The sequence below is a fragment of the Arthrobacter globiformis genome (genome assembly GCF_046536215.2).
In the GTDB taxonomy this organism is placed as follows: domain Bacteria; phylum Actinomycetota; class Actinomycetes; order Actinomycetales; family Micrococcaceae; genus Arthrobacter; species Arthrobacter globiformis_E.
Genome location: NZ_CM143421.1, coordinates 3,004,766 through 3,016,473, shown reverse-complemented (window position 1 = coordinate 3,016,473; position 11,708 = coordinate 3,004,766). Strand labels below are relative to the sequence as shown.

Annotated in this window: 10 protein-coding genes; 7 read left to right on the top strand and 3 right to left on the bottom strand. The window is 66.4% G+C overall.

Annotated elements, in window-relative coordinates; translation table 11 throughout:
• Window positions 1–11 precede the first annotated feature (11 nt).
• Window positions 12–899, bottom strand: a complete 888-nt coding sequence (locus R5O87_RS13550) for a LysR family transcriptional regulator (RefSeq protein WP_410557378.1) — start codon at window positions 897–899, stop codon at window positions 12–14.
• A gap of 143 nt (window positions 900–1,042) precedes the next feature.
• On the opposite strand from R5O87_RS13550, the gene R5O87_RS13545 reads away from it, so the two are divergent.
• From R5O87_RS13545 to R5O87_RS13515, 7 genes are all read left to right on the top strand, one after another.
• Window positions 1,043–2,044 (top strand): Bug family tripartite tricarboxylate transporter substrate binding protein, encoded by a 1,002-nt coding sequence (locus R5O87_RS13545; protein ID WP_410557323.1) that lies wholly within the window; start codon window positions 1,043–1,045, stop codon window positions 2,042–2,044.
• Between the two features lie 5 nt (window positions 2,045–2,049).
• Window positions 2,050–2,568: a tripartite tricarboxylate transporter TctB family protein gene (locus R5O87_RS13540; RefSeq protein WP_410557324.1), complete on the top strand. Its 519-nt coding sequence runs from the start codon at window positions 2,050–2,052 to the stop codon at window positions 2,566–2,568.
• A 9-nt stretch (window positions 2,569–2,577) separates the two neighbouring features.
• Window positions 2,578–4,110, top strand: coding sequence for a tripartite tricarboxylate transporter permease (locus R5O87_RS13535; protein ID WP_410557325.1), 1,533 nt, complete (start codon window positions 2,578–2,580; stop codon window positions 4,108–4,110).
• Window positions 4,107–4,511, top strand: a complete 405-nt coding sequence (locus R5O87_RS13530; protein WP_410557326.1) for a universal stress protein — start codon at window positions 4,107–4,109, stop codon at window positions 4,509–4,511. Before R5O87_RS13535 ends, R5O87_RS13530 begins: the two co-directional genes overlap by 4 nt.
• Window positions 4,512–4,849: 338 nt before the next feature.
• A complete protein-coding gene (locus R5O87_RS13525; RefSeq protein WP_410557327.1) occupies window positions 4,850–5,176 on the top strand; it encodes a hypothetical protein in 327 nt (108 codons plus the stop codon).
• Window positions 5,177–5,333: 157 nt separating this feature from the next.
• Window positions 5,334–7,697 (top strand): maltose alpha-D-glucosyltransferase, encoded by a 2,364-nt coding sequence (gene treS, locus R5O87_RS13520; protein WP_410557328.1) that lies wholly within the window; start codon window positions 5,334–5,336, stop codon window positions 7,695–7,697.
• A 275-nt stretch (window positions 7,698–7,972) separates the two neighbouring features.
• Window positions 7,973–10,243, top strand: coding sequence for a putative bifunctional diguanylate cyclase/phosphodiesterase (locus R5O87_RS13515; RefSeq protein ID WP_410557330.1), 2,271 nt, complete (start codon window positions 7,973–7,975; stop codon window positions 10,241–10,243).
• 58 nt (window positions 10,244–10,301) lie between these two features.
• Here R5O87_RS13515 and R5O87_RS13510 read toward each other — a convergent pair whose 3' ends face one another.
• A complete protein-coding gene (locus R5O87_RS13510; protein ID WP_410557331.1) occupies window positions 10,302–10,886 on the bottom strand; it encodes a hypothetical protein in 585 nt (194 codons plus the stop codon).
• A gap of 104 nt (window positions 10,887–10,990) precedes the next feature.
• A complete protein-coding gene (locus R5O87_RS13505; RefSeq protein ID WP_410557332.1) occupies window positions 10,991–11,698 on the bottom strand; it encodes a TetR/AcrR family transcriptional regulator in 708 nt (235 codons plus the stop codon).
• Window positions 11,699–11,708 lie beyond the last annotated feature (10 nt).

The following is an 11,708-nucleotide window of genomic DNA, read 5'->3' as shown; positions in this document are numbered from 1 at the left end:
GGGTGCGGGGGTTAGCTGGCCGCAAACTCCAGGTCGCGCAGCAGCCGCACCAGCGCAGGGTTCTTTGCGTCCCGGTTCCAGATGGCATGGAGCTCCACCGGCTCCTCTTCGCTGCTGGCCAGCCGCAGGAACGAAACTCCGCGGATGCCCAGTGCTGTGGCCGAGTGAGGCACGAAGGCCACCCCGCGCTTGGCGGCCACCAGCGAGACCATGGTGAGGATCTGGCTGACGGTGTGCACCACGTTTTCATGCCGGATGGCGTGCAGCCGGACCACGAGGTCGTAGAAGTACCTTGCCTCCGTAGGGGAGTGCATGATGAGCGGCTCGTCCTTGAAGTCCTCGTTCCGGATGTCCCGCTTGAGGTCCGCGAGGGCGTGCGATGCGGGGACGGCCAGCACCATCGACTCGCGGTACAGCAGGTGGGAGTCGAAGACCCCAGTGTCAAAGGGTGGACGCGCCAGGCCAAGGTCCAGTTCGCCGGTGAGCAGGCCCTGGATCTGTTCGCCCGTCACCAGTTCTTGGAGGTCGATGTCCACATCGGGCACGATGGCGCCGATCTCCTCCAGCAGGGGGCCCAGGATGCTGAACCCGCTGGCGGCCGTGAAGCCGATGCGGAGATGGCCCTGCCGGCCCGAGGCAATACGCCGTGCCGTCACGGGCGCCCGGCTGGCCAGTGCCATGAGCCTGCGGGCCTCCTCGAGGAAGGCCCGTCCGGCGGCGGTCAGCTCAACCCGGCGGTTGTCCCGCTCGAGGAGTTCGGCCCCCACCGTCTTCTCCAGTTTCTGGATCTGGCGGCTCAGCGGCGGCTGCGTCATGTTGAGCCGTTCCGCGGCGCGGCCGAAGTGCAGCTCCTCGGCTACGGCAATGAACCCCGTCAGCTGGTCGAAGGTAAACGTGATGCCCTCCCGGTATTACTTGATGCATATTTGGGCTTAGACATGCATCATAACGCCTCCCTACACTCGACCTAGCGAACCGGCAGTGACCCGGTTCACACAGACCTACGGGCTGAGGCAGCCCGCAGTGCAAACGAGGAGTTTCAATGATGCACTTCCCCACCCGCCGCGCCGTTCTCGGAGCGGCGTCCGCCATCACCCTGCTGGCCATGACCGCATGCGGCAACGTTGCCGGCGGCAGCAGTGATTCGTCGAAGTACCCCAACGGCCCGGTCACCCTGACCGTGGGACAGGCGCCCGGCGGCAGCACCGACCTCATCGCGCGGGCCGTCTCGGAGGGCGCCGCCAAGACACTCGGCGCCCCGGTTCCCGTGGTCAACAAGCCCGGCGCCAACGGCGCACTCGCCAGCAAAGAGGTCGCCGGCAAGCCTGCCGACGGCCAGAACCTGCTGCTCCTCACCGCTTCCCTGATCACCATCACGCCGCTGGCCGTGACCCAGGACGAGGCCGTCAACATCGATGACTTTGACATCATCACCGGCCTGTCCCAGGACGACTACGTCCTCGTTGCCAGCGAAAAGTCCGGCTTCAAGTCCATCAAGGACCTGACCTCGGCCGGCCGCAACATCACCTACGGCACCACCGGTGTCGGCACCGGCAGCCAGCTCGCCCAGACCGTCCTGTTCAAGCAGGCCAACGTGAAGGGCACCGACGTTCCGTTCGACAGCGGCAAGCCCGCCCTGACCGCCGTCCTCGGCAACCAGGTGGAAGTCACCACCATCCAGCTTGGTGAAGCGATGCCGCAGATCAAGGCCGGCAAGGTGTCCCCGCTGCTCGTCTTCTCGGAGGAGCGCAACTCCTTCCTGCCGGACACGCCCACCGCCAAGGAGTCCGGCTACGACGTTCCGGTGGCCCAGTACCGCGCTGTCGCCGCACCCAAGGGAACCCCGAAGGAGGTCAAGGACAAGCTGATCGCCGCCATCCAGGACACCCTGAAGTCGGACTCGTACAAGGAGTTCAACAAGAAGAACATGCTGACTCCGAAGGAAATCTCCGGTGAGGAAGTAGTCACCCAGTGGAAGGACTACGCAGCCAAGTACAAGGCCCTGGTGGAGAAGTACGACATCAGCCTCGCCGGGAACAAGTGATTCCAGTGCAGGCAGCATCACCGGTCGAACCCGATGATCTGACGCCCGAACAGCTGGCCGCCCAGTGGGAGGAAGAAAAGCCCCCGGCCGCCGGGCCGCTGGCCAACGTGGGATCCTCCCTCGTGGTCATCGGCGTCGGCGTCGGAGCTGTGGCCCTGTCAGTCGCCATGGGCCTCGGCACCCCGTCCGCTCCGCAGCCGGGCCTGTGGCCGTTCATGATCAGCTGCGTCATGGTGGCCCTCGGGCTGTTCCAGCTCATCATGGGACGGCACAACCGGGACGCAGAGAAGTTCACCCGGATGTCCATGGCCCCGCTGACCGGCCTGGTCACCCTGGCCGCCACGGTGGCCCTGATGCCGCTGGCCGGCTTCGAACTGCCGGCCCTGGTGCTCTGCATCATCTGGATGCGTTTCCTCGGCGGCGAAACCTGGCGCTCCACGCTCCTGGTGAGCGCCGTCGTCGTAACGGCCTTCTACGTCATCTTCGTGACTGCGCTCAACACGTCCATCCCCCACCTCTTCTAGGAGACCACCGTGGATTTCCTGAATCCCGTGATCAACGGATTTGCAGTCGTCCTGGAGCCAATGAACCTCCTGTACTGCCTGATCGGCGTCGTCATCGGCATGCTGATCGGTGTGTTGCCCGGTCTGGGGCCCGCGGCAACCATCGCCATCCTGCTTCCGCTCACCTACAACGTTGAGCCCGTCACCGCCATCATCATGCTCGCCGGCATCTTCTACGGTGCCCAGTACGGCGGCACCATCACCTCAGTGCTCCTGCGGCTGCCCGGCGAGGCGTCCTCGGTGGTGACCGTCTTCGACGGCTACCAGATGGCGAAGCAGGGACGGGCCGGCACGGCCCTGGGGCTGGCCTCCATCGGCTCGTTCATCGGCGGCACCGCGGCCATCATCGGCCTGACCTTCCTGGCCCCGGTCGTGGCGAGCTTCGCCCTGGACTTCGGTCCTGCGGAGTACACAGCCCTTGCACTGCTGGGCATCCTGCTGGTGGCCACCATCAGCAGCGGTTCAAAGGCCAAGGCGCTCATCGCGGCCGCCCTCGGACTGCTGCTGGCGACCGTCGGCCGGGACATCTTCACCGGTGAAAACCGGTTCACTTTCGGCGGCCTGGAGCTGGCCGACGGCATCGACTTCGTGCCGATCGCCATGGGAATCTTCGGCCTCGGCGAGATCCTGTACAACCTCGAAGAGCGCCACCGTGCCGCAAAGGCGCCCTCCGCCGTCGCCAACGTCTGGCCCTCGCGGGGCGACCTCAAGCAGGCATCAGGCGCCATCGGGCGCGGCTCGGTCCTCGGCTTCTTCCTCGGCATCCTGCCCGGCGGCGGTGCCACCATCGCCTCGATGGCCTCCTACGCCATGGAGAAGAAGCGGGCCAAGCAGCCCGAGCGCTTCGGCAAGGGCGCGCCGGAGGGCGTGGCCGGGCCGGAAACCGCCAACAACGCCGCGGCGACGTCCTCGTTCATTCCGCTGCTGACCCTCGGCATCCCGGCCAACGCCACCATGGCCCTGATGTTCGGCGCACTGCTGATCCAGGGCGTCACACCCGGACCCCAGCTCGTCGAACAGGACCCGGGGCTGTTCTGGGGCGTGGTGAACTCCATGTACATCGGCAACATCCTGCTGCTGATCATGAGCCTGCCGCTGGTGGGGATCTTCGTGAAGATCCTCCGCGTCCGCGCCGCCATCCTGGCGCCGATCACCGCGCTGATCACCCTGCTCGGCGCGTACACGATCAACAACAGCATGTTCGACGTCACGCTCGTGGTGGTCTTCGGGATCGTGGGCTACCTCATGAAGAAGTTCGGCTTCGAACCGGGTCCGCTGGTGCTGGCCTTCGTGTTGGGTTCACTGCTGGAAAGCTCCCTGCGCCGTGCGCTGCTGGTGTTTGGCGGCGACCCGCTGGGCTTCTTCAGCCGGCCCATCTCCGCCACGCTCCTCATCGTGTTCGTCGTCGTCGCCGCGCTGCCGGGAATCCGCTCGGCGCTGGCCAAGCGCAAGGCCATCGTCCCCGCGGGAACCGCCGCCACTGAAATCAAGGAGAAGGTATGAGCATCATCGTTGGATTCGTCCCAACCCCGGCAGGGGAGGCCGCCCTCGCGGCCGGGATCGCGGAAGCACGCCTCCGCGACCAGGATCTGGTGATCGTCAACTCCGCCCGTGAAGGCGCCTTGGTCGATAAGTCTGTTGCCCCGGATGATGTCCTGGCCAAGGCCTCGAAGCAGGCAGCGGACGCAGGTGTGACGGCCCGGGTGATCCAGCCGCCGTACCAGCATGACCTGGCGGATGAGTTCCTGGACGTCGCGCGGGATGAAAACGCCTCCCTGATCGTCATCGGGCTGCGGCACCGGACGCAGGTGGGCAAGTTCATCCTTGGCAGCCACGCGCAGCGCATCCTCATGCAGGCTGACCGTCCCGTTTTGGCCGTGAAGGCCGACGGCGGCCAGTTTTAGTTCCAGAATCACCGCTTGGTAAGAGGCGGGCCGGCACCCGAAAGGATCCCGGACCGCCTCAGCCGTACCCGCACTCCTCCGCAAGTCCGCCACAAGCCCCCAAAGGAGTTTTTGTCCAGATAATGGCCGCTAAAGGCCCCGCAACTCGCGATATCTGGACAAAAACTCCCATCCGTTGCTCCGTAGGTGCCCTTATGGAGCGTGAAAAGGGCACCTGCGGAGCAACCGATGTGCGGGATTTCCAGAGGAGCAGCTCCCGGACTGTCAGCTGAAGCCGGATCGTGCCGGCGGGCTTAAGCTGATACCAAAGGGTCCCTTCCAGCGCCGGGGAGCTCTGCATGGACAACAATGAGACCGCCACCGTGATGGGTCATGACGTCACCACCATCACCTGTGTCTGCGGCAACACGGTCAGCCAGGCGGGACTGATCCAGGCCAATTCAGATGGCGTCCCCGTTTACGCCGGCGGAAAAACTCCCATCCCCGATACTCTGGCGGAGTGGCCCTCGGACGAGGATCTCTACACACTCTGTCCCTCATGTGGCCGTGTGTACCGCGATGCCACAATCGAAGAGACCGGGACCGCTCCCGTTGCTTTCCGGGTGGATGTCACCGCTGCCCCCATTGCAGAGGCAATCCGGGACCACTGGAACCTCAGTTCATAGGCCGCGCCCGTAAAACAGTCGATATTCCCGCCGTCGTCGGCATAGGGTGGGCGGAGCGGACAAGCGTGAATACTCTCGAAATGCCGGGGTACGGAAAGACTGAAGAACACCCCCGGGGGGAGGTGCCACGCAGGAACCACCGATAAAGGAGCAGTCTGTGCGGGAAGCAAGCTTCAACCAGAGCGTTTCAGCAGCCGACGAGTTTGACGCCGAGACCAACGGATTCGGGCCCGGCGCAGCAGCGGCCCCGGCCGGGGAGGCGGACCCGGCTGACTCAGCAGCCGAGGCGGACGAGACGGTAGAGGCGACCGAAGCGCCGGAAGCTACCGAAGCCGGGGACATCACCTACGACGAGCAGTTCTATCCCGCCCGGCCCAAGGCACTCAGGCCGATCGCCCGCCGTCGGCAGTTCTTTGCCGACCGCCCATCGCTCGAATTCGACGGGCGCAACGCGGCCTATGTTGAATGGCTGCGCAACCAGGCGATGCTGGGCGACGCGAACGTGATGGCCCGGCAGCTTTCCGGGCAGGCCAGCATGTGGCAGAACTCGTACGCCCATCCGAACCCGCGGGCCGCGGTGGAACGCGCGCCCGTCTGGTTTACCGCCTACCCGCTCTCCTTCATCACGCGCCCGGGCCAGTCCTTCCTTTCGGCCCTGGGCGATCCCGAGCTGTGGGACGCGTTCCGGGAGATCGGCATCAGGGGCCTGCACACCGGGCCCGTAAAACTCGCCGGCGGCATCAGCGGCTGGTCGCAAACGCCGAGCGTGGACGGGCACTTCGACCGCATCAGCATGGCGATTGACCCCGTGTTCGGCACCGAGGACGAGTTCCGCAAGATGTGCGAGGTCGCCGCCGACCACGACGGCACCGTCATCGACGACATCGTCCCCGGCCACACGGGCAAGGGGGCCGACTTCCGCCTGGCCGAGATGAACTTCCGCGATTACCCCGGCATCTACCACATGATCGACATCCCGGAGGAGGACTGGCACCTGCTGCCGGACGTTCCCGCCGGCGAGGACTCGGTCAACCTAAGTCCGGACGCGGAGCAGGCCCTGCAAGAGGCCGGGTACATCATCGGCCGGCTGCAGCGGGTGATCTTCTACGAGCCGGGCGTCAAGGAGACCAACTGGAGCGCCACGCGGCCCATCGTGGACACGGCCGGGAAGACCCGGCGCTGGGTCTACCTGCACTACTTCAAGGCCGGCCAGCCGTCCATCAACTGGCTGGACCCCACCTTCGCGGGCATGCGGCTCGTGGTCGGGGATGCGCTGCATTCGCTGCTCGACCTGGGCACGGGGGCGCTCCGGCTGGACGCGAACGGGTTCCTGGGCGTCGAGAAGAGCGCCGAGGAGCAGCCGGGCTGGTCCGAGGGGCACCCGCTGTCCGAGGCGGCCAACCAGCTGATCGGCTCCATGATCCGCAAGGTGGGCGGGTTCTCCTTCCAGGAACTCAACCTGACCATCGACGACATCAAGGCCACGTCGGAGTCGGGCCCGGATCTCTCCTATGACTTCGTCACCAGGCCGGCGTACCACTACGCGCTGGTGACGGCCGATACCGAATTCCTGCGCCTGACCCTGCGCCTCGCCATGGAAATCGGCGTGGATCAGGCATCACTGGTCCACGCCCTGCAGAACCACGACGAACTGACCTACGAGCTGGTCCATTTCGCCGCCGGCCACAAGGACGACGTGTTCGAGCTCAACGGCCAGGAGCTCACCGGCGCCGAAGTTGCCGAGCATGTCCAGCAGACCCTGCGGGAGCGGCTGACCGGTCCGGACACCCCGTACAACGCCCTGTTCACCACCAACGGGATCGCCTGCACCACCGCCAGCTTCATCATGGCCGCCCTTGGCATCCAGGACCCGGAGAACCTCACCGACGAACAGCAGGCCCAGGTCCTGGACGTCCACATCCTGCTGTCCATGTACAACGCCCTGCAGCCCGGTGTGTTCGCCCTCTCCGGCTGGGACCTCACCGGCGTCGCCGCCCTCGACCGCCAGAAGGTCCGCGAGCTCACCGCGCAGGGCGACACCCGGTGGATCAACCGTGGCGCGCACGACATCATGGGCACCAGCCCCGAGGCGGAGGCCTCCTCCGCCGGCATGCCGCGTGCCCGCAGCCTTTACGGCCCGCTGCCGGACCAGCTCAAGAACCCGGCTTCCTTCGCCCGGCGGCTGCAGAAGATCCTTGCCGTGCGGGAAGAGAGCGGGATTGCCACCAGCACCCTGCTGGACGTGCCGGAGGTTTCCCAGCGCGGGCTGCTGGTCATGGTCAACCGGCTGGGGGACGGGAACCTGCAGGCCACCGTGCTCAACTTCTCCGGCCAGGACATCGCGGGCAGCATCCAGTCCACGCACCTGGTTCCCGGCAGCAGCGTCCACGACCTCTTCAGCGGCGAGGCCGTGGGGCAGGTCGACGACCTGCACAGCTTCTTTCTGGAGCTGGGTGCCTATCAGGGCACGGCGCTGCTGCTTAAAGAAGGCGAGAAGGACGACGACGGCGACGCAGCGTGAGCGGCTGAGCCAGGTTCTCCCGGGGTAAGGCAAGCGGAAGCCCCGCACCGTTCAGTTCCTGAGCGGTGCGGGGCTTCTTTGGCGAATCCTCCGGTCTGGGGTATCCGGAGTGCTCCCCTAAAGCTACCGGCCAGTAACCAGAAGTCAAGAGGCGGTCACAATCACGAGGCGGCTATCGGATGGTCCGCCGCCGTGACGTACGATACGAGTCACATGCGGTTGCTGCCCGTCGGGTGCTGGGCGCATCTGATGCTGGGGGGCGGATGAAAACAGGCGTGACTCGAAAAGCGGACGGACCGGGCGCCCGGCAGGGCCCGCGGCGGTCCCTGCTGTGGCTTATGTGGCTGCTGCTGGCCCTATACCTGACCGGTCTGCTGCTGGACACGGACGGCTTCAGTCCGGTTGAGAACTTCTGGCTCGGTGTGCCCGCGGCCTGGGCTCCCGCAGCAGTAGCCGGCCTGGCGGCGTACCGGGCCAAGTCGCACCGGTCATTGGCCCTGGTGGCGATGGCTCTGGCCGCCTTTGCCGCCGGAAGCACCATCTATGTGTCCGCGCTCGCGGGGGCCACTTCGCTGCCTTTCCCGTCACCCGCTGATATTGGCTACCTGCTGTTCTATCCCCTCGCCCTGAGCGGGCTGTTCGTCTATCTGCTCCCGTTGCGCCAGCGGCTCGCCCGCTCGGTGCTGCTGGACGCCGTCGTCGGCTCGCTCGGCGCGGCCTCTGTCCTCGTGGTTCTGCTCAGCCCGCTGCTGGCGGCAGCCGGCGGCTTTTCCTCACTGGCTACGGCCGTGGCGGCAGCCTACCCGCTCCTTGATCTCATCCTCCTGGCGGTGACCGCCGGAATGGCGGCAGTCCCAGGCCTTGCCACGGGCCGCAGCGGGGCAACGCTGATGCTGGGACTGATGGTGTTCTCTGCCGCCGACGTCGTCTACGTCTACAGGCTTGCGACTGACACCTACTACCTGGGCACTCCGCTGGATGCGGGATGGACAGCAGGTCTGTGCCTCATCGCCACCTGGGCGGACGGCTTCGCCCGGCAGGAAGAACGGGCCCAGGGTGCCAGCGAAGGCTCGTGGACACCTGCGGTGCCGTTGGCTGCCACCGCCGCGGGACTCGGGGTGCTGGTCGTGGGCACCGGAGTTGAGATACCGGAACTTGCTGTCGGGCTTGCCGCGGCAACCCTGGTGTCCGCGGGCATCCGGACGCAGATGGCCTTCCGCCAGCTCGTCACCCTTGCCGAGGTGCGCCGGCAGTCGAGGACGGACGAGCTGACGGGCCTGCCGAACCGGCGGGCTCTGTATGCCGACGCTCCCGCCGTGCTGAAGGCGCGGCAGGGCAACCCATGCGCCTTTCTGCTGCTGGACGCGGACCGCTTCAAGGAGATCAACGACAGCCTGGGGCATGACGTCGGAGACCGGCTGCTGATCCAGGTCAGCGAACGGCTTCGCCGCTGCCTGCGCCCCGGCGACCTGATAGCCCGGCTGGGCGGGGACGAGTTCGCCATCCTCCACCTGGACGCCGGCGAAGAGGAGGCCATCCGGTTCGCGGACCGGCTGCGGGCTGCCCTGAGTGAACCCCTGACCCTCAGAGGCATTGCCCTCCAGGTCGGCGTCAGCGTCGGCATCGCCATGTCCCCCGAACAGGGGGAGGACCTCAAGACACTGCTCCGCAAGGCGGACACTGCCATGTACCGGGCCAAATCGTCCCGCAGCGGCCGGCATGTGTACGCCAGTGAGGACAACAGCCCCGGGGAGGAGCGGCTGCGGATGCTGCAGGAGCTTCGCGCCGCCCTGGTCGAGGAGGAGCTCGTGCTGCACTACCAGCCGAAGGTGGATGTGCTCACCGGCGAGCCGAAGGGTGTGGAGGCCCTGGTCCGCTGGAACCATCCCCGGCACGGGCTGCTGTGGCCGGGCTCGTTTCTTCTCCTGGCAGAGGAGAGCGGGCTCATGAACGCCTTGAACGACCGCGTGCTCACCTTGGCGCTGGACCAGGCGACGGTCTGGCATTTGCAGGGGCGTCCGATGACGGTGGCGGCAAACCTCTCCGCCAGCTCACTCATCGATGCAGAGCTTCCCGGCCGGATTGCCGGCATGCTCACGAAGCGGGGTTTGCCGGCGTCGGTCCTGATGGTCGAAATCACCGAGGATTTCATGATGCCCGACCGCGTCCGTGCCAGGGACATCCTGGCCGGATTGCAGGCCAGCGGCATCCGGGTGGCCATCGATGACTTCGGCACCGGCTACAGCTCGCTGGCCTATCTTCGCGACCTGCCCATCAACGAGCTGAAACTGGACCGCTCCTTCATTGTTTCGATGACCGAGGACCCCCGGGCGGCGGCCCTGGTGGCCTCCACCATCAACCTCGCGCACAGCCTCGGGCTGACCGTCGTCGCCGAAGGGGTGGAGGACGGCGACGCGCTGGACCAGCTGGGCCGCTACGGCTGCGACCAGGCCCAGGGATTCCATATCCTCCGCCCCGTGCCGCCCGCCGAGCTGGACGACTGGTTCAGCACGTCCCCGCTGGACAGCGGGCTGTCCTCGGCGTGACCGGCTCAGCCTGCCGTTGCCGGCTCAGCTGCGCAACTGCCCCGACGGCGTCGTGTGGTCAGGCCAGGATTTTCTTGTGGAAGAACACGAGGTAGTCGCCCGTGGCGTCCTCGAATCCGAAGTCCTTCCAGTACTCGCGCAACGCCGACTTGGCCTGCGCGTATTCGTCCGAGTCCTCCGGCGCGGACTCCTCGCCGTCCGCCGGCGCGGCGTGGACCACCACCAGGTTCACGGACCGGCCAACAGTTTCCACGATGGCGTTCAGCACCGAATAGCCGGTCCTGCCGCCCCGGTACTCGGGGAAGATCTCGAGCGAGGAGACGATCATCAGGTCGCCGCCGTCCTGCAGGTACTCCCTGATCAGGTCCGGGCGGTCCATGGTGAGCATTTCGACGGCCTTGGCCATTTCCTGGTCGGCCTTGCCGGTGGTGAGGAACAGGTTGATCATGCCGGCTTTGGGAACAACCTGGACGACGGCGCTGCCGAGCTGCCGTTCCTCGCCGCCGCCGGGGGTGGGAACCGGGCAGCTTACGGCGACTTCCCAGCGCAGCGGGTAGTCCACTGGGTCATGCTCCAGCCCCGGCGTACCGCGGTACCGGAGCTTGTACTCAAAGTACAGCGATTCCGGGTCGATTACGGTCATGGCGCCGTCCTTGAGCTCGCAAAGTTGCGTGTTAAGGAATTTTAGTCGCCCTGGGCAGCATGAGGAATGGACGGCATGAGGAATGGGCGGCGTGAGGAACGGGATCAGCCCCGCAGCGCGCCCAGCCCGCTGATGAGTGCCTCCAGGCCGAGGCTGAAGGCGACGTCGGCCGGCCGTTCGTGGCCCTGCTCGGCCAGGCTCCGGACCGCGCCGGTGAAGCTGGGCGTCTCCTCGGCCATGGTTCCGGGGTCGAAGATGTCCGCCGGCGCCGTGACGTCGTAGGCCGAGCCGAAGATGAACGACTCCAGCGCGACGATGGAGGAGACGATCCGTTCCTCCGGAAAGCCTGCATCGCGGAACCCCGCGCTGACCGTCTCATACATGGCCAGGGTCTGCGGTGCGTCGGTGACGGGCAGCACGGCAATGACGGGTATCAGCGGGGTGTGCTCGGAAAAGACGTCCCGGTAGCTCCACGCCCACTTTCGCACGGCGTCCTCCCAGGGACCGCCGCCGAATGCCGAGACGTCCACGAGTGATGCCAGGTGGTCCTCGACGAGCAGGAGCACGTCCCGCTTGGATTTCACGTGGTTGTAGAGGGCCGACGGCGCCACGTTCAGTGAGCGGGCCAGTGCGGCCATGGTGAGGCCGTCGTAGCCTTTCTTCTCAATGAGCCGCAGCGCGGCTTCCGTGATGCCGCCCTTGTCCAGGACGCCTCCCACAGGGCGCCCGGCGCGGCGCCGGTTGCCCTGACGATCTGCTGCTGAGCCAGCCGTTGCTGAACCGGCTGTTGCTACGGCTGGTGATGCCGGCATGGTGACCTTT